The sequence below is a fragment of the Methylocystis sp. Se48 genome (genome assembly GCF_056269425.1).
Genome location: NZ_CM149850.1, coordinates 3,364,413 through 3,383,803, shown reverse-complemented (window position 1 = coordinate 3,383,803; position 19,391 = coordinate 3,364,413). Strand labels below are relative to the sequence as shown.

The following is a 19,391-nucleotide window of genomic DNA, read 5'->3' as shown; positions in this document are numbered from 1 at the left end:
GTTGGGTGATTGGGCCTGAAAAGGCGGCGTATCGTGGGGGGTGCTAAATCCTGCCAGCTCCTCCAAAGGAGCGATACGCCATGGAAGAAGATAGCACGATCATCCATCTCCGGCAGCGGGGTCTGATCTCCGATCCCCTGACGGAGATTGCCCGAGAAGGCGCACGACGCATGCTTGCGGCCGCGCTGAAGGCTGAAGCGGACAGTTTCGTCGAGATGTTTTCCCACGAGCGGCTGCCTGATGGCCGCCAACGTGTTGTGCGGCATGGCGTCGGGCCAGAACGGGTCATCCAGACCGGGATCGGGCCGATAACCGTTCAGCGGCAAAAGGTCCGGGATCGCGCCGCCGATGCGCCGGCGTCGGCGAAAGTTCGCTTCAGTTCGAACATTCTGCCCAGATGGGCGCGCCGGTCGCGCAGCCTCGACGCCTTGTTGCCGGTTCTTTATCTGCGGGGCGTCTCGATGGGCGACCTTCAGGAGGCGCTGACGGCCCTTCTCGGCCCAGAGGCCCCGAACCTATCGCCGGGCGTGATCGCTCGTCTGATCGAGGCTTGGCGGGAGGAGCATGGTCGCTGGCAACGTCGGGATCTCTCGGCTCGCCGCTATGTCTACATCTGGGCGGACGGCGTCTATCTACAGGCGCGGATGGAGCCGGAAGCGGAATGCATTCTCGTCATCATCGGCGCCACGCCCGAAGGCAAAAAGGAGCTTCTCGGCTTTCATGTGGGCGCCCGGGAAAGCGCGCAAAGCTGGCGTGAGTTGCTTGTCGATCTCAAGGCGCGGGGCCTGACAATCTCCCCCGAACTTGCGGTTGCCGATGGCGCTTTGGGGTTCTGGAAAGCAATGGACGAGATTTATCCAGCCGCGCGGCGTCAGCGATGCTGGTTCCACAAGATCTCCAATATTCTCGGCAAGTTCCCGAAGTCCATGGCGGCGGCGGTCAAGGCCAACCTGCAGGAGATCCATCACTCAGAAACCAAGGCGGCGGCGCGCGCGGCGATAAACCTCTTCAACGAAAAATACGGGACCAAATACGCGCCGGCCGTCGCCTGCCTGACCAAGGATGAAGAAGCATTGCTGGCGTTCTACGACTTCCCCGCCGAACACTGGGATCACCTGCGAACGTCCAATCCAATCGAGAGCGTCTTCGCCACCGTCCGGCATCGGACGGTGCGCACCAAGGGCGCTCTGTCCCAGAAGACGGTGAAGATCATGGTCTTCACCCTCATTCGAGCGGCGTCAAAAACCTGGCGCAGATTGAAAGGCGCAAATCAGTTGCCTCGGCTCATCGAAGGCGTCAGATTCGTCGACGGCGTCGCAAGCAGCGACGCCAGAGAAAGCCACGCCGCTTGATCAGCGCCCGTCACCCACATTCGGCCATAGCTCGACCAACGCTGCGCCGCCGCGTTCCGGGTTGCGGAGCCGCGCGCGGCGCATTAAGGAGAGCGGGCGCTTTGGGGCGTCGCCAAGCGGTAAGGCAGCGGATTTTGATTCCGCCATACGGAGGTTCGAATCCTCCCGCCCCAGCCAGCCACGCGATTTTATGCATATTTCCCTGTCTACCTCGGCGGCCGGAACGCCCCGAGATATCTGTCATTTACAGAGCCGGCATCGCAGTGGTTGCTCACTAGCAGGCTGTTGAAAAACTCCTCGCGCGCGCAGCGCTGATGTGATTCCCTTTGTCCTTGGACAAGGGGGAGGAGCGGATGCGGGGCGAGGATGGGCGGTCTGGCGCGCTGTTCAGCTATGTCGACCTCGAGGCGCGCGTTCCCAAATCGCATCCTCTGCGAGCCATTCGCGAGCTGGCGAACGCGGCGCTGGCTGCTTTGGCGGGGGATTTTTCGGCGCTCTACGCCGCGACGGGCCGGCCCTCGATCCCGCCGGAGAAGCTGCTGCGCGCCATGCTGCTGCAAGCCTTCTACTCGATCCGTTCGGAGCGTCAGCTCATGGAGCGGCTGAATTTCGACCTGCTGTTTCGCTGGTTCGTGGGGCTCGGGATCGACGATCCCGTCTGGGATCATTCGGTCTTCTCGAAGAACCGCGACCGGCTGCTCGACGGCGACGTCGCGGCGAAGTTTCTTTCCGCCGTGCTGGCGCAGCCGCGCGTGAAGCGGCTCCTGAGCAACGACCATTTCTCGGTCGACGGCGCGCTGATCGAAGCCTGGGCGTCGATGAAGAGCTTCACGCCGAAAGGCGCGGACGAAGGCTCGATGGACGGGACGGACGATCCGCCTCCGGGCGGCGGCGGCGTGCGCAACCGCGAAGCGGATTTCCATGGCGAGAAGCGTTCGAACGACACGCATGCCTCGACCAGCGACCCGGATGCGCGGCTTTATCGTAAGGGCGCCGGCAAGGAGGCGAAGCTGTGTTTCATCGGCCATGCGCTGATGGAGAACCGCAACGCGCTGTTCGTCGACGCCTGCCTGACGAAAGCCGACGGCCACGCCGAACGCGTCGCGGCGCTGCATATGATCGAACCGCGCGCCGATCGCGCGAGGCGGATCACGCTCGCGGCCGACAGGGGTTATGACGCGGAGGACTTCGTCAAGAGCTATGACTGAAGTTGGGTGATTGGGCCTGAAAAGGCGGCGTATCGTGGGGGGTGCTGAATCCTGCCAGCTCCTCCAAAGGAGCGATACGCCATGGAAGAAGATAGCACGATCATCCATCTCCGGCAGCGGGGTCTGATCTCCGATCCCCTGACGGAGATTGCCCGAGAAGGCGCACGACGCATGCTTGCGGCCGCGCTGAAGGCTGAAGCGGACAGTTTCGTCGAGATGTTTTCCCACGAGCGGCTGCCTGATGGCCGCCAACGTGTTGTGCGGCATGGCGTCGGGCCAGAACGGGTCATCCAGACCGGGATCGGGCCGATAACCGTTCAGCGGCAAAAGGTCCGGGATCGCGCCGCCGATGCGCCGGCGTCGGCGAAAGTTCGCTTCAGTTCGAACATTCTGCCCAGATGGGCGCGCCGGTCGCGCAGCCTCGACGCCTTGTTGCCGGTTCTTTATCTGCGGGGCGTCTCGATGGGCGACCTTCAGGAGGCGCTGACGGCCCTTCTCGGCCCAGAGGCCCCGAACCTATCGCCGGGCGTGATCGCTCGTCTGATCGAGGCTTGGCAGGAGGAGCATGGTCGCTGGCAACGTCGGGATCTCTCGGCTCGCCGCTATGTCTACATCTGGGCGGACGGCGTCTATCTACAGGCGCGGATGGAGCCGGAAGCGGAATGCATTCTTGTCATCATCGGCGCCACGCCCGAAGGCAAAAAGGAGCTTCTCGGCTTTCATGTGGGCGCCCGGGAAAGCGCGCAAAGCTGGCGTGAGTTGCTTGTCGATCTCAAGGCGCGGGGCCTGACAATCTCCCCCGAACTTGCGGTTGCCGATGGCGCTTTGGGGTTCTGGAAAGCAATGGACGAGATTTATCCAGCCGCGCGGCGTCAGCGATGCTGGTTCCACAAGATCTCCAATATTCTCGGCAAGTTCCCGAAGTCCATGGCGGCGGCGGTCAAGGCCAACCTGCAGGAGATCCGCCACGCAGAAACCAAGGCGGCGGCGCGCGCGGCGATAAACCTCTTCAACGAAAAATACGGGACCAAATACGCGCCGGCCGTCGCCTGCCTGACCAAGGATGAAGAGGCATTGCTGGCGTTCTACGACTTCCCCGCCGAACACTGGGATCACCTGCGAACGTCCAATCCAATCGAGAGCGTCTTCGCCACCGTCCGGCATCGGACGGTGCGCACCAAGGGCGCTCTGTCCCAGAAGACGGTGAAGATCATGGTCTTCACCCTCATTCGAGCGGCGTCAAAAACCTGGCGCAGATTGAAAGGCGCAAATCAGTTGCCTCGGCTCATCGAAGGCGTCAGATTCGTCGACGGCGTCGCAAGCAGCGACGCCAGAGAAAGCCACGCCGCTTGATCAGCGCCCGTCACCCACATTCGGCCATAGCTCCATTTTCATTCCTACGCGATGCTTCGAACAACAACTCCGTCACGTAAACACGTGGCATCGTGCGTTCTGGCGAACCAAGCAGCAATCAATGAAAGAATGATTGAGAAGCGCTACGGTCACGATTCAGTCGTGAGTTACTGGCGGGGATTCCTCAGATTAGGAGCGGTTTGGAATTGAATCTGGTCGCCTTGCGCCGACTCATCGTATGTATAAATTACCACACGCAGCAGCAGATGGAGGTCATTATGGGTTATGTTGACAGCGTTCTTCTCCCGGGGGAGCGAGTCGCTTATCAGAGTCCTCTCAACTGGTCGATTTATCTTCCGACAGCATATAGCGTATTTTTAGAGCGGTTTCTTGTCTGAATGAATCGAGAGGGATTCCCGAATCGTCTCTGGTCTGATTCAAACTGTCTGCTGGCGAAGGAGGCTGGCAGGCATGTCGAAGAAGACCCTTTCGCTTGATCTTCGGGAACGCGTGGTGGCCGCTGTTTCTGGCGGCATGTCTCGGCGGCAGGCGGCGGAACGTTTCGGCGTCTCCGCGTCCAGCGCGGTCCGATGGTGTCAACGGCAGAACGAGACCGGCAGTCCGGCCTCCTACAAGCGCGGCGGGGATCGCTGGTCGGCGCGCATCGACGCGCACAAGAGCCTGATCCTCTCGCTTATCGAGGAGACGTGCGACATCACGCTGAAGGAACTCTCCGCGCAGCTTGCCGAGCGAGGCCACAGCTTCAGCATCGGCGCGCTGTGGCGCTTCTTCGCCCGCCACAACATTACCTGGAAAAAAAGACCGCCCATGCGAGCGAGCAGGACCGGCCGGACATCCTGAAGCGTCGCCAGGCGTGGTTCGAGAACCAGCTCGATCTCGATCCGGAAAAGCTTGTCTTCATCGACGAGACCTGGGCGAGCACGAACATGGCCCGCAAGAACGGACGCGCGCCGAGAGGCGAAAGGTTGCGCGCCAGCGTTCCGCACGGACACTGGAAAACCACGACCTTCGTTGCCGGACTACGACTCACCGGCCTGACGGCGCCAATGGTTCTCGACGGCCCGATCAACGGCCAATGGTTTCAGGCCTATGTCGACCAGGTGCTCGTCCCGACGCTCTCACCAGGCGACATCGTCGTGATGGATAATCTCGGCAGCCACAAAGGCGCTGGCGTGCGCAAGGCGATCGAAGCCGCCAAAGCGACGCTGCTTTACCTGCCGCCCTATAGCCCCGACTTCAACCCGATCGAAAAGGCCTTCTCAAAGCTCAAGGCGCTTCTGCGCGCGGCCGCCGAACGCAACATCGACGCCTTGTGGAACAGGATCGGAGCCTTGCTCAACGCGTTCACGCCAACCGAATGCGCCAACTTCTTTGCCGCCGCCGGCTATGAGCCGCTTTGAGAGGAAACCGCTCTAGGTGCACTATTTCTATCTTTCGCTCCGCTCGTAGGAGTCACACTTATTTTATTTGGAGTCGTGCTCGGCGTATCTTCGACTATCGATTATTTTACAACTGAAATTGCAGTCACCTCCCACAGAATCATAGTGAAAAGGGGTTGGGTTGGGCGGAAGGTCATGGAAATGAATTTGAATCAGGTTGAGTCTGTAATATTGTTTCAATCTGTATTAGGGTCTGGACTCAATTGATCCAATAGCGGAGGGCGGCAACGATGCACAGGCCGGCGAGGAAGTTTCGAGCGGTTTTGTCGTAACGTGTGGCGATGGCTCGAAAGTCCTTCAACCGGCAGAACGTCCGCTCGATGACGTTGCGCAGGCGGTAGCGTTTGGCGTCGAAGGGAAAGAGCCGCTTGCGGTTGGTCTTGTTGGGAATGACCGGCGTCGTGCCGCGTGCTTGCAGGAAGAGGCGCAAATGATCCGCGTCTTAGCCCTTGTCGCCGATCATTTGTTCGCTCGGCGCGGTCGCGGCGAGCAGTGTCGCCGCGCCCGTGACGTCGGCGACGTGTCCGCCCGTCAGCAGGAAGGCGTGCGGTCGTCCTTCTTCGTCGACGAGCGCGTGGATTTTCGTCGTGCGGCCGCCGCGCGAGCGGCCGATGGCTTGATTTTGCGCCCCCCTTTTCTGGCGCCGCTCGCCGAGCGATGCGCCTTGACCGCCGAACTGTCGATCATGGTGAGCGCTGGCGGGTCGCCGCTTGCGACGAGCGCCGAGAATATGCGTTGCCACAGGCCCCGCTGGCTCCAGCGATTGTATCGGTTGAAGACCGTCGTATACGGCCCATACTCGTCGGGAAGCGCGCGCCATCGGCAGCCCTCGCGCAGCCGATGGACGATGCCGCTGATGATGCGGCGATCGTCCTGGCGCTTGGGCCCGGTGTGGACCATCGGAAGATGCGGCGCAATCGCCGCCCATTGCTCATCGCTGAGCCAAAAATTGTCCGCCACGAATCAAGCCCTCCTGAAGAGCTTGAATCACGGCGCGACGTTCAGTTCAATCGGGTACAGACCCTAGGAAGAATGTTTAATTACGGAATGATTAGTGTTTTAGGCACTGGAATGGGTATAGAGAATATAGGTCCAGTCGATTTTCCTTTGACTGTCCGCAAGCGGATCCAAGAAGCGAAAGCGGTTTACGACCGGACAAGAGGCGATACTCCCTCGTCGCAAACGCAATCAATTTATGACCGTCCGTCGCCGGGACCATAAACTTGACTTACTGGGGCAGTGTTCAGACCGCAATGGATTACATCCTGCTGCTCGCGAACACGGGTCTGCGGGGGGATGAATCGGAGACGCTGATCTGGAGAAACGTGGACTGGGAGAACAAGTCGCTGCTGCTGGAGCACGCGGGCAAAACGAAGAGCACGCGACGGGTGCTGATGCGCGAGGGCGCCGTGCTCGCGCTGAAGCGTATCTTGACGTAGCCCCCTAATTGCCCGGACACGGCCCACCCTTAAGATAAGGGTTAGGAGTATTTCCGTGTCTATGACTGGTTCTTATCCGAAAGCTGAGATCTTGACGGGGCCGGAGCGCCGCCGTCGCTGGTCCGTCGCCGAGAAACTGGAGATGGTGGCCGAAACCCGCGAGCCGGGCGTCACGGTTAGTCTCGTCGCCCGACGGCGCGGCGTTTCGCCCAACCAGCTCTTCACCTGGCGACGTCTTGCCGAGCAAGGGGCGTTGACCGCCGCTCGCGCCGAGGAGGAGGTCGTTCCGGCTTCCGCATTGCGCGCCAGCCAGGAGCAAATCCGCGAGTTGCAACGGCTCCTTGGCAAGAAAACGCTCGAGGCCGAGATTCTTAAGGAAGCGCTCGAGATCGCGACGGAGTCAAAAAAACGGGCGTTGCGGTCACTGTCGCTGCCCAAGGACGGTTCACCATGACGGCCGTCTGCGAGACGATCGGCGTGGCCCGCTCGAATATCGCCGAAAGGGCGGCCGGGCGTCCTCCGAGGCGGAGAGGCCGCCCGCCGCTGCCGGAGGACAGGCTCCTAGCCGAGATCAAGGCCGTGATTGCCGACATGCCGTCCTATGGCTACGCCCGCGTCTGGGCCGTACTCCGCCGCCAGGCGATCGTCGAGGGCCGCATTCCCGCCAACCGTAAGCGCGTCTACCGGGTTATGAGCGTCCATGGGCTTCTGCTGCAGCGCCACTCCGGCGGGCGCGATGAACGGAGACATGATGGCAAGATCGCCGTCGAGCAATCGAACCTCCGCTGGTGCTCGGACGGCTTCGAGATCGCCTGCGACAATGCCGAGAAAGTCCGCGTCGCCTTCGCGCTTGATTACTGCGATCGAGAAGCCGTGGGGCATGTCGCCACGACCGAAGGCGTCAAGGGCGGGGATGTCCGCGACCTCATGGTTGCAGCCGCCGAGCAGCGCTTTGGCCAGCTCAACCACCTCCCAGCAGCGATCGAATGGCTGAGCGACAACGGCTCATGCTACACGGCGATTGAAACGCGCAACTTCGCCAAAGACATGGGCTTTCTGCCGCTGACAACACCCGTGCAAAGCCCGCAGTCGAACGGAATGGCTGAAGCATTTGTGCGAACGTTCAAACGCGATTACGTCGCCGTGAATCCAACGCCAGACGCCGCAACCGTTATCCGCCAGCTGCCCAAATGGTTCGAGCACTATAACGAGCTTCACCCGCATCGCGCGCTTGGATAGCGTTCTCCGCGCGAGTTCATCGCCAGCAGGTCAACCGAAAAGAGCGTGGAATCCATGTCCGGAATTTAAGGGGCTAGGCCGTGTGGACGAATTTGATCAAGCAGAGGCCCGCAGCGAAACTGACGATGGACCGGAAGTTTCGGGCTGTCTTTTCGCAGCGTAGGGCGACGCGCTTGAAACGTTTGATGCGTCCCATGCCCTGCTCGATGCGGGCGCGGGCTTTGTAGAGCGTCCTGGCGAAGAATTTCGGTTTGACTTTTTCATTGGCCTTGTGCGGGATGACGGGCGCGACGCCGCGCGCCCTCGCCGCCGCGCGATTGGCCTTGCTGGCGTAGCCTTTGTCGCAAATCGCGGCGCGCGGCTGATCGGGGCCGATGTCGAGAAGCGTTTCGAAATGCGGCGCGTCGGCAGCCTCGCCGCCGGTCAGATCGAAAGCGATGATGTCGCCCGACGCGTCCGACTTGGCGTGGATTTTCGTGGTGAACCCGCCGCGCGAACGCCCGAGCGCCTGCGCTTCTTGCCCCCTTTGGCGCCTGCGGCCGATACGTGCGCGCGCACGATGGTTGAATCGAACATCTGGATGAGATGCGCCGTCGAACTCATGGAGGCGAGCGCATCCAAGAAGGCTTCGAACACGCCGGCCTTGCTCAACCGGTCGAAGCGCTTCCAGACGCTGTTCCAGTTGCCGAACCGTTCCGGCAGCGCGCGCCATCGCACGTTTTCGACCGTGAAGAAATGAAGCGCTTCGAGGAAACGGCGGTCATCCTCGCCTTTGCGTCCGCGACGCGGAAGGCAGGCACGAAACACCGCGAGCGTATGCGCCCAGTCTTCCTCATCCATCCGCGTCGACATGGCTTCTGGTCTCCGACTCAGTCGGAGCCCTATGAATCATGCCTGATTCCGCGTGGGAATCCCCAAGCAATCTTCAATCGTCAATTCGTCCACACGGCCTAGGCTTTATTGATAATTTCAGTCTCAGCTTGGTTTTAGCTAAACCTTTTGCGATTCGGCGCGCAATGGAGCGAGAGGGGATCACCTGAGCCTTGAGAATTTCGCAGCGTGAGCCCCGAGCGCATGGGACAAGGGCGTCGGCTGGGCAGCGGCGACCCGGTCGCAGACACTCGGCTTGCAATGGGTGGAGCGAGGACGGCGGCTCCTTCGCTCCCTGTCGCCCGCAAGCGCTTACCTCAACGCTTACCTTGGCGAAATATTAGGCTTCTGGCTCTCTGGCAGATGCTTGCGTAACTATTTGATTTTACTGGTGAGCGCGCCGGGGCTCGAACCCGGGACCCCCTGATTAAAAGTCAGATGCTCTACCGACTGAGCTACGCGCTCGACATCTCCGATGTTCTTCAGGAACGTCGGAGAAAATTGGCGGGCGGGTCGGTCCGCTCGCTTTCGCCGCGACTGCGGCTCGCGTTCAACTACCGGGCGCCGCTCGGCTGGTCAACCCCGTGGGGTTCCGGCCGGGAAATTATTCTCCGGCCGCGCGCCGGGTCACGGCGCCATGAATTTCGCCGCGACCGCGACGCAACCGAAAATCGCCGCCGCGATCAGGGTGGTCAGCGCGGCCTTCTTCGCGAGATGGGGCGCGACGGGCGCGCCCGGATCAGAGCCCTCGGGCCGCTCCTCGCCCGCCTCCTCCGCCGAGCGGACGCCGAGCGGCAGAACGGCGAACAGGACGATCCACCAGATCGTGACATAGATCGCCAGGGCGAGGGGCAGCGGGAAAGGCATGGCCTCACGCCTGCTCGAGTTCGACGAGCGTGCCGCAGAAATCCTTGGGATGCAAGAACAGCACGGGCTTGCCGTGAGCGCCGATCCTGGGCTCGCCGTCGCCGAGCACGCGCGCGCCGGAGGCCTTCAGCTTGTCGCGCGCGGCGATGATGTCGTCGACCTCGTAGCAGACATGGTGGATGCCGCCCGACGGGTTCTTCGCGACGAAGGCCGCGATCGGGGAATTCTCGCCATAGGGCTCCAGAAGCTCGATCTTGGTGTTCGGCAGTTCGACGAAAACCACCGTGACGCCGTGCTCGGCGACCGTCTCCGGCTCGGAGACCTTGGCGCCGAGCGCCCCGCGATAGACCGCGGAAGCCCTTTCGACGCTGTCGACGGCGATGGCGACGTGATTGAGACGACCGATCATTGCGTTCCCCTTGGCTGGCGCGGGCGGCGCGCTCCTGCTCGGGGCAATAAGGCCACGGCGGGCCGATTTCAACCGCCCGCGGTCGCCGGCGGCGCGGCCGCCCGAATTCTGGCGATGTCGTCCCGCAACGGCGCGAGGCGCGGATCGTGGCCGAAGAAGACGAACCAGGGACAACCCATGTCCCGTCCGCGCGCCAGGGCCTCGACCGCGTCGGCGCGGCGACCCAGCGCCAACATTGCAGCGGCCTCGAACAGCGGGGGCGGGGAAACCTCGTCATCCGCGCTGGCGGCGACGAGCGCGCCGTCGGCTTCGTCCTTCTGTCCGGCCGCGGCGAGGACGTAGGAAAGCACCGCCAGCAGCGTCGGATCGTCGCGGAGGACATCGAGTCCCTTGCGCGCCGTCTCGATCGCCTCGTCGTGACGGTCCCGCAGGCTCGCCGTGATGGCCGCCACGGCCCACAGCCAGCCGCCGTCGGGACGAATCTCGAGACCTCGCCGGGCCTGCTCGCCGCCGCCGTCGAGATCGCCGGCGCACATCCGCAACCAGGCGCGCACGCCGAGCGGGAATTGATCGAGCGGCGACGCGCGGAGGCCGGCTTCGGCGTCTTCAATTGCTTCCTCCAGCCGGTCCTGCGCCGCCAGCGCCCAGCTTCGATAGACGCGCGCCGTGCCGTAATGGGGATCCTGCGCCACCGCCCGGTCGAGCATGGCGAGTCCCTCCTCCGGCAGGCGCCTCAGCGCGGCGCGCGCCCAGCCAAGGGACGCCAGCGCGGCGGCGTAGTCGGGCGCGAGTTCAAGCGCGCGGCCCGCGGTCCGTTCGATCTGCGTCACGGCCCGCTCCGGCGGCATGAGGCCATACAGAACGCGACTGACGGCGAGATCGGCCGATAGCGACCAGATCGCCGGCGAGTCCGGATCGCGCGGCATTGCGGCTTCGATCGCCGCCTCGGCGCGTTCGAAACCGTCGCGCTTGCGGCTTCCCGCCAGTTCATACGCGGTCCGATAGAGATCGAAGATGCGCCCGCTAGGAGCGGCGCGTTCCCCGCATGGAGCGGAGCCGTCCAGCGCAACCGTCTCCACCCGCGCCCGCAATGACAGACCGCGACCGTAATAAGTGGCGATCAGATCGCCGAAGCCCGCGTCGCGCAGCGGCCTGCGCAAAAGATAGGCGCAGCGGTCAATGGAGTCGTCGGACGGAGGCCGCTCCGGCCAGAGCCGCGACGCGATCTCCGCTTTTGAAACGACGGCGCCGTTCGCGTCGAGCAGGAGTTCGAGCAATTGGCGCGCTTGCGGCCCGAGATGTATCGGAACGCCGTCCTTTTGCAGCCCCGTTTGAGGGTTGTAGACAAAACCAGCGAATTTTCGGATCGAACCGCTCATCGTTTTCCTCCGACGAGAGAATGATCGATTCCTGATATATCGCGCAAGTGTCTAACATCGCGATTTTTTTATATAATTCGGCGCAGGAGCCTTGACGGGGCCGTTCTTGCGAACGAAAAGGGGCCGTTACTGCAAAAGAAAACGCCGGGCGTACCTCCGGCCCGGCGTTTTCGAACCTGCGGCGAGATTGCGCCAACCGGCTCTGGCTTCGTCGATACGCTTTCGAGATGACGCCGCAATGACGGCGCAGCCCGTTATGACCTTTCCTGTCCGGGCTTTTCATTGCTTCCCCAAAGCAGCGCCAGCAGCGCGATGATCGCGGCCGCCGACAACAAATAATAGGGCGTCCGCGCGGAATAGAGACGTCCGACCGAGAAGGGAAAACGCGACACCCAATGTTCGCCGTGCGGTCCGTCGACAGTAACGATCCCGACGTAATCGCCCCTCTCCGTGAAATCATGCTCGAAGTTCAGCGTTCCGTTGGGATAGACCTTCGGCGGCAGATAGGCCACGGTGATCGCCTCGAGCTTTGCGGCCTCTGCTTCTTCGCCGACGTCGCGGACGATTCGGAAGTCGGCCGTCATATCGCGCATTTCCGGCTGCGCATAATCGAAAACGAAGATGGTGTCGCCCGTCGCGGGAATTTCCTCGCAGAACCGCTTGCGCGAAGCGCCCGGCTGATAGCCCGCGAAATACATGAAATCCGGGCCGATCTTCAAAACGCAGGCGTCTTCCGTTCCCCGGAGATTGCCGTGGGCGGAGGCCGGATCGCCGCCGGCGAGAGCGGCCGCGGCGAGCGCGCCGAGAACGACGCGTCGAAGGCTGCGCATTGAGGCTTCCTCCTTGTCGATTGCGAATGTCGCGCGCGCGCCGCCCCTTCGCGCGACGGTTTCGATTAAACTGTGCGAGCGGGCGGCGGCGATCAAGAGGCGCCGATTAGAGCGCCGGCGCGCGGGAGCGGTTCACGGTTGCGGTTCGACGCGATATCGTTTGAAAAGACAGGGAATTCGAAAGGGGAGATCGATGCGCCGCTTTGTTTCCGCTCTGTTGCTCGCGGCCGCGCCTGCGCTCGCGGCGGACATCAACGACTATCCGACCGCCGCGCGCGCGGATTACGTCTTCGGCTGCATGAAGGCCAATGGCGATTCGCGGCTCGCGCTTGAGCAATGCGCCTGTTCGATCGACGTCATCGCCAGCATCCTGCCCTACGACAGCTATGTCGCCGCCGAAACCGTGGCGAGCGTCGGCCAGCAGGCGGGCCAGATCGGCGGCATGATGCGCAATACGGGAGCGGCGCGAGACGTGCTAGAAACGCTGCGCCGCGCTCAAGCCGAGGCGCAGGTGCGGTGTTTCTGAACCACTGACGGCGGGGGAGCGCCCATGGTCATTCTCATACTCGGAATCGCGCTCTTCATCGGCGCGCATGTCTTTTCGACGTTCCGCGGCGCGCGCGCCGCCGTGATCGAGCGCTGGGGCCTTCAGGCCTACAAGGGCGCCTATTCGCTCGTCGCGGGCGCGGGGCTGCTGCTCATCATCTGGGGATTCTCGCGCTACCGCGCGGAGGGAATCATCCAGATCTGGGATCCGCCCGCAGGCATGCGCCATCTCGCCATGCCGCTCGTCTGGTTCGCCTTCGTCGCCATAGCGAGCCGACGCGCGCCGCCCTCCCGCATCCGGGGATGGCTGCGCCACCCCACGCTGGTCGCGATCAAGAGCTGGGCGGCCGCGCATCTCCTCGCCAACGGCGATCTCGGCGGCATGCTGCTCTTCGGATCGTTCCTCGCCTTCGGCGTCTACGACCGCATCGCCGTGAAAAGGCGCGGGGATCTCGGCGCGCCGCGGCTCGACGCCTTCACGAAAGGCGACGCCATCGCACTGGGCGTCGGGACGGCCGTCTTCCTGCTCGTCCTCTTCCTGCATCCCTATCTCTTCGGCGTCGCGGCGCTTCGATAGCTCAGGGGGCCCCGCCGTCGAGGAGTTCGGCGACTCGGCGGTCGATCTCCTGCGCGATTCCCGCCTGCGCGAGCGCCTCGCGCACGAGGCGCCGCGCGCGCTGGAACTTGACGCCCTCGGGCAGCGGCGTCGCGGCGGCGATCTTTTCGGCTTTCGCGGCGGCTTTGGCGAGCGCGGCGTGGACCGGGTTTTTCGGGTCGAAGCGCGGGATGGGGAGGTTGAACATAACCTTGTCGAAATGACGCGCGCCGAATTGGCCGCGCGCCTGCAGTTTTTCAATGCGCGAGCGCGCGGTCTCGCTATTCAGAATGGCAACAAGGTAGCGCCCTTCGGCTTCGCTCGCGGGCGCCGTCCAATACAGCATATGATCCAGCACCATGGTCGCGTCGCGCAGGACGCAAGCGGCGGGCAGAGTTCCCGCCTTGGCGTAAACGACCCGCAGCGGCGCCAGCGGAAATTGCGCCCCAAGTTCGTTATGGTAATTCCACCGGCCGACCAACGTCATATCGCCGCTTTCGGCGTAATCTTTCCAAACCTTCTCCGCCTTACGCATCCAGCCGTGCAGCCCGCCAATGCCGCGGTCGGCGGCCGCCTTCGCGTCCAGAACCTCGCCCTTCGGCGTCACGGGCACGACGCCCTCGAAGGGCGCGAAGACGCGATAGGGCAGGACGCTCTCGCCGAGCAGCACCGGATGGAGAAATTCCGCCTCGACCTTGTTCTCGATCCCCGGCAGCTCCTTCCAGGGTTTCTTCTCCTGCGGACTGCGGCGGCTGACGACATAGGGCGCGCTCATGTCCATGCCCAGACGCCCCATGACTTTCCGTTCGACGAGGCACAACATGCGCGGATAAAGGGTGGCTCCGTCGCGGAACATCTTGCGATAGGCCGAGCCGCCCTCGAATTGGGCCGTCTCCGGCGCCGGGGCGTTTTCGGCGACGGCGAGCCGCGCGTCGGCGACCTCCTCGGGCGCGTCGCGCATCGGCAGGGCGCCGGAATAGGCGCGCACCCTGCCGGGCATGGGTTTCGGGGTCGCGCGCCGCCGCCCGAAAACCGCGCAGGCGGGGACGGGAAAGAGCGGCTGGACGCTGTCGTCCATCGTCCAGGCCTCGTCCCACTGGATGCGGACGCTGTCGAAGGCGCCGGTGCGAAAGCGCTCATATTGCCCGCGCGTGAGCGCCGCGAGCGGCAGCACGAAGGCGAGGCGGCCGGCCGAGCGCAAATAGAGCCCGACGGCGCGGATGACGAAGAGCGCGCAAAGATCGTTCTGCGTGGCGAATTTGCCGCCGGCGAAGACGTTCTCTTCGCGCGCCAGCGCCTTGAAGCGCTTCTGCAAATCCTCGCTCATGTGCCGGTAGGCGACCCAGGGCGGATTGCCCAGGACGACATGCGCCCAGCCGCCCGCCGCCGAAAGGAAGAGCGGGCGGGAGAGATTGCGCGCGACATAGGCCCAGACCGAGTCGCGGCCCTCGCGGCGCAGGCGGTCGAAGGTGAGATAGGTCTTGCCCAGATCCTCGATGGCGCGCTGCTGTTCCTCGGTGACGTCGGCGCGGTAATGCTGCTCGGTGATGCGGTAGAGCGCCGCCTCGATCTGCGCCCGGCTCATCCCCTGTTCGGAGCCGGTGCGCATCCGCTCGATCGCCTTGTCGAACAGGCCGGGGTCGCGGCAGAATGTTTCCGGAAAGTCGAGCTGCTCGCGCCCCTGCGCGTCCCTTTCGCCGCTCTGGCTCCCGCCGGCCGGCGGGGGCGGCACGCGGATCGTCAGCTCCTTGCCCGCCATCATCTGGCTGATCGACAGCTGCATGGCGTCGCCGAGATAGACCGGGACCGAAATCGTCCCGGAGCGCTGGGCGAGCACGGGCGACAGGGCGAGGAGATAGGTGACGCGCGCAATAATGACGGCGACCGGATGGATGTCCATCCCCGCCACATGTTCGCAGACCTCGCCGGCGCGCCGCGCGGCGGGCATCCCGCCCTCTTCCGCCTCGCGCAGGAAGTTGCGGATCGCGTGAAACAGAAAGGTTCCCGACCCGCAGGCGGGATCGAGAACGCGCTGTTCGAGCGGCGCCGTGGTGGCGTGGCGCACGATCTTCGCCGCGAGCCAGTCCGGCGTGTAATATTCGCCGAGCCCGTGGCGCTCGTCGCGGTCGATGAGGCTTTCGTAGAGAACCTTGAGCACGTCGCTCTCGACCTCTGCGAGACGGAAGCGGCGCACATGGTTCATGATGCGCCGCACGAGCGCCTCGCCTTCCGCGTCCGCCGCGACCCAGTCGAAGAAATCGCTCTCGACCGCCCCGGCGATTCCCGAGGCGGCGAAGGCCTCGCCCGACAGCAGCCGCCTGGGATCGTCCTCGGGCATGCGCATGACCGCGAGCGCGATGCATTTCGCGACGACAACGAGAAAACTGTGCTGAAGCCAGAGCGCCTCGCTGTCGACGTCCCGGCCGTAGACGAGTTTGAGAAGTTCGGCCCAGAGCTGGCGCTTCAGGGCGATGGCCGGATCGCCCGAGAGCTTGCGCCAGAGGGCGCGCAGCGCCTGGTCGGCGGCGCGATAGGCGACCGACTGCCGGCCCAGTTCCTCTCGGATCGTGGCCGGGTCCGGCGGCAGGGACGCTTTCAGCGCCAGCGCGCCGTCGAGGAAGGACAGGAAGGCGCCGGGCTGCTCGGGGTCGCAACGAAAGGTTTTCAGTTCGACGAGCTTTTCGTCTTCAAGCGCGTAAAGCGTCCAGATCAGCCCGTCCGAGGCGACGCCGACGAATTTTTCGCCGGTCTCCGCCTCGCGGTTGGCGAGGTAATCCGGCATCTTGCGCAATACGTCGGCCCGTTCGGCGTCGAGATTGCGCTTGGCTTCGAACACCGTGCGGCCGATCAGCGCGTCGGTGCGGCTGCGGATTTCGATGCGCTGCTCGAATTTGATGTCGCCGAACGCGACGCCGAATTCCTCGACCAGCAGATCGCGGAAACCCGCTTTCACCTCGTCATGGCCGGGGCGGGACGCAAGGTGGCGGATGAGAGCGAGCGCTTTCGGCGAATGGCCCACGAAACAGTCCCTTGATCATTTCGGGCGCACGCCCGGCGCGTTCGATTCGGCGCCGCGTGAGCCTATCCGGTCCCGGCGCCCGGCGAAACGCCGGCCGGCTGCGCCCGCGCCAATCGCCGCGTCAGCCCGCGAGCCGCGCCGCGGCCCTGGCGCGGCCGATCAAGGGCAGGAGCGCGGCGAGTTCCGGCCCGCTTTCCGCGCCCGTCAGCGCGAGCCGCAATGGATGGAACAGCGCCTTTCCCTTGCGGCCCGTCGCAGCCTTCGCCGCGCCCGTCCAGACGGCCCATGTCGTCTCGTCCCAGGGCTCGGCGGGGAGCAGCGCCGCCGCCTGCGCCAGAAAATCCGGATCCTCGCGGACCGGCGCGATCTCGCCCTCGACCACGCGCCACCAGGTCAGAATGTCGTCGAAGCGCGAAAGATTGCCGCGCGCCGCGCGCCAGAGCGGCGCCGCCTTGCAGCCGACGACCTCATGCGCCGCGAGGCGGTCGCGCACGTCGTCGAAATCGAACAGCGCCAGCGTGCGATGGGTGAGCGTCTCGAGGTCGGCGGGATCGAAGCGCGCGGGATTGCGCGAGACATGGGCGAGGTCGAAGCTTTTCGCAAGTTCGTCGAGCGAACGCACGGCGTGCACATTGTCGGACGACCCCGTGAGCGTTGCGAGCGCGGCGACGGCCATGGCCTCATAGCCTTCCTCGCGCAGCGCGGCGATGGAGAGCGCGCCCGTGCGTTTCGACAGCCCCTCGCCGGTCGCGCCGATCAGCAGATTGTGATGGGCGAAGGCGGGCGGCGGCGCCTGCGGCGCGAGCGCCGCGAAAAGCTGCAGTTGGACCGCCGTATTCGTCACATGGTCCTCGCCGCGGATGACATGGGTGATCCTCATGTCGATGTCGTCGGCGACGGAAGGCAGCGTGTAAAGGAAACTGCCGTCCTCCCGGATCAGAACCGGGTCGGACAGCGCGCCGCAATCGATATGCGAGGGCCCGCGGACGAGGTCGTTCCATGTCACGACGCCAGGCTCGAGCTTGAAACGCCAGTGCGGACGGCGCCCTTCCGCCGCGAGCCGAGCGCGATCGGCGTCGGTGAGCTTCAGCGCCGCCCGGTCGTAAACGGGAGGGAGACCGCGCGCCTGCTGCATCTTGCGGCGCTTCTCCAGTTCCTCCGGCGTCTCGAAGCAGGGATAGAGGCGGCCCTGCGCGCGCAGCTTTTCCGCAGCGGCCTCGTAGAGCGCGACGCGCTGCGATTGCCGGAACGTCTCCTGCGCGACGACGCCGAGCCAGGCGAGATCGACCTCGATCCCCCGCGCGAATTCCTCCGTGGACCGGGCGGAATCGGTGTCATCGAACCGCAGTATGAATCGTCCATGGTGCGACGCGGCGAACAGATGATTGAACAGCGCGACCCGCGCGTTGCCGATGTGGATGCGGCCGGTCGGCGAGGGCGCGAAACGAACGATCGGAGATGTCATGAGGAAGCTTCGTCAGGAGTTTTCGCAGGAAACGCGTCGCGAAAGGATTCTCGCGCCGCAGCCCTTTTGCCAAGAGCCGGCGCCCTTGTCAGGCGGAATATTGAGCTGGCCGCGTCCCGGCCTCGTTCGCAGCGCCAGCCGCCAGACCGGCGCAGCCGCGAGCCTGCGCCGTTCATCCGCCCGTTTCGGCTCCTAAGCCCAAGTCCCCGATGATCCTCGCCTTCGTCTGCGCCGGCTGGTGCGCCTTCATCCTCGTCATGAATTTCGCCAGCATGTGGCTCATGGGCCGCAAATGCCGGGCGCGCGCGCGCAACATGCCGCCGCCGCCCGACGCGCCGCCGGTGAGCGTCGTGCGGCCCCTGCGCGGCCTCGAACCCTTCAGCGAAGAGACGCTCGGCGCGACCTTCGATCTCGACTATCCTAATTACGAGATCATTTTCTGCGTTCAGTCGCCGAACGATCCGATCATACCGCTCGTCGAGCGGCTCATCTCGCGGCATCCGGAGCGTGAAGCGAAGCTTCTCGTCGGCGACGATTACGTGAGCGCCAACCCCAAGCTCAATAATTGCGTGAAGGGCTGGGAAGCCGCGCGCCACGATTGGATCATCCTCGCGGATTCGAACGCCCTGCCGCCGCGCGATTACATCCAGACCATGCTCGCCGCCTTCCGGCCCGACACGGCGATGACCGTGTCCATGCCGATCGGCTCGCGCCCCGCAGGTTTCTGGGCGATGGTCGAATGCGCGATTCTCAACACCTTCCAGGCGCGCTGGCAATATGGCGCCGAGGCGATCGGCGCCGGCTTCGCGCAGGGCAAGAACATGATGTGGCGGCGTGAGGTTCTCGATCGGGCCGGAGGCATTCGCGCGCTCGGCGCCGAGATCGCGGAAGACGCCGCCTCGACCAAGATCATCCGCGCGCAGAATATGACGGTGCGCCTCGTCGACATGCCCTTCGAGCAACCGCTCGGCAAACGCACGGCGCGCGAGGTCTATTCCCGCCACGTGCGCTGGGCGCGGCTGCGCCGGGTCACTTTCCCCGCGCATTACGCGCCGGAATTCATGAATGGCAGTTTCGCGGCCGTGGTGCTCGGCGCCTATGCGGCGCTGGCGCTCGGCGGCGACGCAGCGACCGTCGGCCTGACCGCGGCCGCCATCGTCGGCGCGCTTCACGGCGGCGAACTGTGGCTTGCCCGCGTCTGCGGCTTTCCGCTCGACTGGCGCAAGCCCTTCGCTCTGCTGATGCGCGATCTGATGTTGCCGGTCATGTTCGTCGACGCGCTGCTCTTCGACGATTTCGTCTGGCACGGCAACGCCATGACCGTGCGCGAGCCGCAGGAAACGACGGCGGGGTGAAGGCG

The 19,391-nt window shown here is 64.3% G+C and carries 16 protein-coding genes, 2 tRNA genes and 3 pseudogenes; 11 read left to right on the top strand and 10 right to left on the bottom strand.

Going from position 1 to position 19,391, the window contains the following annotated elements; translation table 11 throughout:
- The first annotated feature begins 80 nt into the window (after positions 1 to 80).
- The 6 genes and pseudogenes from ACV959_RS16370 (at position 81) to ACV959_RS16345 (ending at position 5,580) form a co-directional block, all read left to right on the top strand.
- Complete coding sequence (locus ACV959_RS16370) at positions 81 to 1,352, top strand: IS256 family transposase (protein WP_475737615.1); 1,272 nt, start codon at positions 81 to 83, stop codon at positions 1,350 to 1,352.
- Between the two features lie 102 nt (positions 1,353 to 1,454).
- Positions 1,455 to 1,529: transfer RNA gene (locus ACV959_RS16365), tRNA-Gln, on the top strand.
- 176 nt (positions 1,530 to 1,705) lie between these two features.
- Positions 1,706 to 2,545 (top strand): annotated as a pseudogene (locus tag ACV959_RS16360) (IS5 family transposase); the annotation flags it as partial.
- 96 nt (positions 2,546 to 2,641) lie between these two features.
- Positions 2,642 to 3,913, top strand: coding sequence for an IS256 family transposase (locus ACV959_RS16355; RefSeq protein ID WP_475737614.1), 1,272 nt, complete (start codon positions 2,642 to 2,644; stop codon positions 3,911 to 3,913).
- Between the two features lie 471 nt (positions 3,914 to 4,384).
- A protein-coding gene (locus ACV959_RS16350; RefSeq protein WP_475737613.1) for an IS630 family transposase occupies positions 4,385 to 5,334 on the top strand; the annotation gives its coding sequence in 2 pieces (ribosomal slippage) (positions 4,385 to 4,726 and positions 4,729 to 5,334; 948 coding nt in all).
- A 75-nt stretch (positions 5,335 to 5,409) separates the two neighbouring features.
- Positions 5,410 to 5,580, top strand: a complete 171-nt coding sequence (locus ACV959_RS16345) for a PH domain-containing protein (RefSeq protein WP_475737612.1) — start codon at positions 5,410 to 5,412, stop codon at positions 5,578 to 5,580.
- On the opposite strand, the pseudogene ACV959_RS16340 reads toward ACV959_RS16345, so the two are convergent.
- A pseudogene (locus ACV959_RS16340) lies at positions 5,573 to 6,273 on the bottom strand (IS5 family transposase). The gene ACV959_RS16345 and the pseudogene ACV959_RS16340 sit on opposite strands and share 8 nt — an antisense overlap.
- Before the next feature lie 353 nt (positions 6,274 to 6,626).
- Here ACV959_RS16340 and ACV959_RS16335 point away from each other — a divergent pair.
- Both ACV959_RS16335 and ACV959_RS16330 read left to right on the top strand, forming a co-directional pair.
- Positions 6,627 to 6,812, top strand: coding sequence for a tyrosine-type recombinase/integrase (locus ACV959_RS16335; protein WP_475737611.1), 186 nt, complete (start codon positions 6,627 to 6,629; stop codon positions 6,810 to 6,812).
- A gap of 61 nt (positions 6,813 to 6,873) precedes the next feature.
- Positions 6,874 to 8,051 (top strand): IS3 family transposase gene (locus ACV959_RS16330; RefSeq protein WP_475737610.1). Its coding sequence is split into 2 segments (ribosomal slippage): positions 6,874 to 7,207 and positions 7,207 to 8,051, totalling 1,179 coding nucleotides; the frame shifts between segments, so codons are not numbered across the junction.
- 73 nt (positions 8,052 to 8,124) lie between these two features.
- On the opposite strand, the gene ACV959_RS16325 is transcribed toward ACV959_RS16330, so the two are convergent.
- The 7 genes and pseudogenes from ACV959_RS16325 to ACV959_RS16295 form a co-directional block, all read right to left on the bottom strand.
- Positions 8,125 to 8,763, bottom strand: coding sequence for an IS5 family transposase (locus ACV959_RS16325; protein WP_475737609.1), 639 nt, complete (start codon positions 8,761 to 8,763; stop codon positions 8,125 to 8,127).
- Positions 8,733 to 8,891 (bottom strand): annotated as a pseudogene (locus ACV959_RS16320) (hypothetical protein); the annotation flags it as partial. The gene ACV959_RS16325 and the pseudogene ACV959_RS16320, both read right to left, overlap by 31 nt.
- Before the next feature lie 419 nt (positions 8,892 to 9,310).
- Positions 9,311 to 9,386 (bottom strand) — tRNA-Lys (locus tag ACV959_RS16315).
- A gap of 162 nt (positions 9,387 to 9,548) precedes the next feature.
- Positions 9,549 to 9,788, bottom strand: coding sequence for a DUF1467 family protein (locus ACV959_RS16310; protein ID WP_475737608.1), 240 nt, complete (start codon positions 9,786 to 9,788; stop codon positions 9,549 to 9,551).
- A 4-nt stretch (positions 9,789 to 9,792) separates the two neighbouring features.
- Positions 9,793 to 10,197 (bottom strand): methylmalonyl-CoA epimerase, encoded by a 405-nt coding sequence (gene mce, locus ACV959_RS16305; protein WP_475737607.1) that lies wholly within the window; start codon positions 10,195 to 10,197, stop codon positions 9,793 to 9,795.
- A 68-nt stretch (positions 10,198 to 10,265) separates the two neighbouring features.
- The gene (locus tag ACV959_RS16300) at positions 10,266 to 11,576 is read right to left on the bottom strand and encodes a winged helix-turn-helix domain-containing protein (protein ID WP_475737606.1); all 1,311 of its coding nucleotides are present in this window, start codon (positions 11,574 to 11,576) and stop codon (positions 10,266 to 10,268) included.
- A 254-nt stretch (positions 11,577 to 11,830) separates the two neighbouring features.
- Positions 11,831 to 12,406 carry a hypothetical protein gene (locus ACV959_RS16295; protein WP_475737605.1) on the bottom strand — a complete coding sequence of 192 codons (576 nt, stop codon included), beginning with the start codon at positions 12,404 to 12,406 and terminating at the stop codon, positions 11,831 to 11,833.
- Between the two features lie 193 nt (positions 12,407 to 12,599).
- Between ACV959_RS16295 and ACV959_RS16290 the strand changes: the two genes are divergently transcribed.
- A complete protein-coding gene (locus tag ACV959_RS16290; RefSeq protein WP_475737604.1) occupies positions 12,600 to 12,932 on the top strand; it encodes a hypothetical protein in 333 nt (110 codons plus the stop codon).
- Between the two features lie 24 nt (positions 12,933 to 12,956).
- Entirely contained in the window at positions 12,957 to 13,529 is a 573-nt protein-coding gene (locus ACV959_RS16285; protein WP_475737603.1) for an NnrU family protein, read from the top strand.
- A gap of 1 nt (position 13,530) precedes the next feature.
- Here the strand turns inward: ACV959_RS16285 and ACV959_RS16280 are convergent, their stop codons facing one another.
- Positions 13,531 to 16,566: an N-6 DNA methylase gene (locus tag ACV959_RS16280; RefSeq protein WP_475737602.1), complete on the bottom strand. Its 3,036-nt coding sequence runs from the start codon at positions 16,564 to 16,566 to the stop codon at positions 13,531 to 13,533.
- A gap of 121 nt (positions 16,567 to 16,687) precedes the next feature.
- Positions 16,688 to 18,031 (bottom strand): glutamate--tRNA ligase, encoded by a 1,344-nt coding sequence (gene gltX, locus ACV959_RS16275; protein ID WP_475737601.1) that lies wholly within the window; start codon positions 18,029 to 18,031, stop codon positions 16,688 to 16,690.
- Between the two features lie 209 nt (positions 18,032 to 18,240).
- On the opposite strand from gltX, the gene ACV959_RS16270 reads away from it, so the two are divergent.
- Positions 18,241 to 19,386, top strand: coding sequence for a ceramide glucosyltransferase (locus ACV959_RS16270; RefSeq protein WP_475737600.1), 1,146 nt, complete (start codon positions 18,241 to 18,243; stop codon positions 19,384 to 19,386).
- Positions 19,387 to 19,391 lie beyond the last annotated feature (5 nt).

Excerpts from the sequence above, each read along its gene's own strand:
- ACV959_RS16370 (WP_475737615.1), top strand. The coding sequence starts at position 81 with ATGGAAGAAGATAGCACGATCATCCATCTCCGGCAGCGGGGTCTGATC.
- ACV959_RS16355 (WP_475737614.1), top strand. The coding sequence starts at position 2,642 with ATGGAAGAAGATAGCACGATCATCCATCTCCGGCAGCGGGGTCTGATC.
- ACV959_RS16335 (WP_475737611.1), top strand. The coding sequence starts at position 6,627 with ATGGATTACATCCTGCTGCTCGCGAACACGGGTCTGCGGGGGGATGAA.
- ACV959_RS16325 (WP_475737609.1), bottom strand. The coding sequence starts at position 8,763 with ATGGCGCGCGCTGCCGGAACGGTTCGGCAACTGGAACAGCGTCTGGAA.
- ACV959_RS16310 (WP_475737608.1), bottom strand. The coding sequence starts at position 9,788 with ATGCCTTTCCCGCTGCCCCTCGCCCTGGCGATCTATGTCACGATCTGG.
- mce (WP_475737607.1), bottom strand. The coding sequence starts at position 10,197 with ATGATCGGTCGTCTCAATCACGTCGCCATCGCCGTCGACAGCGTCGAA.
- ACV959_RS16300 (WP_475737606.1), bottom strand. The coding sequence starts at position 11,576 with ATGAGCGGTTCGATCCGAAAATTCGCTGGTTTTGTCTACAACCCTCAA.
- ACV959_RS16295 (WP_475737605.1), bottom strand. The coding sequence starts at position 12,406 with ATGCGCAGCCTTCGACGCGTCGTTCTCGGCGCGCTCGCCGCGGCCGCT.
- ACV959_RS16290 (WP_475737604.1), top strand. The coding sequence starts at position 12,600 with ATGCGCCGCTTTGTTTCCGCTCTGTTGCTCGCGGCCGCGCCTGCGCTC.
- ACV959_RS16285 (WP_475737603.1), top strand. The coding sequence starts at position 12,957 with ATGGTCATTCTCATACTCGGAATCGCGCTCTTCATCGGCGCGCATGTC.
- gltX (WP_475737601.1), bottom strand. The coding sequence starts at position 18,031 with ATGACATCTCCGATCGTTCGTTTCGCGCCCTCGCCGACCGGCCGCATC.
- ACV959_RS16270 (WP_475737600.1), top strand. The coding sequence starts at position 18,241 with ATGATCCTCGCCTTCGTCTGCGCCGGCTGGTGCGCCTTCATCCTCGTC.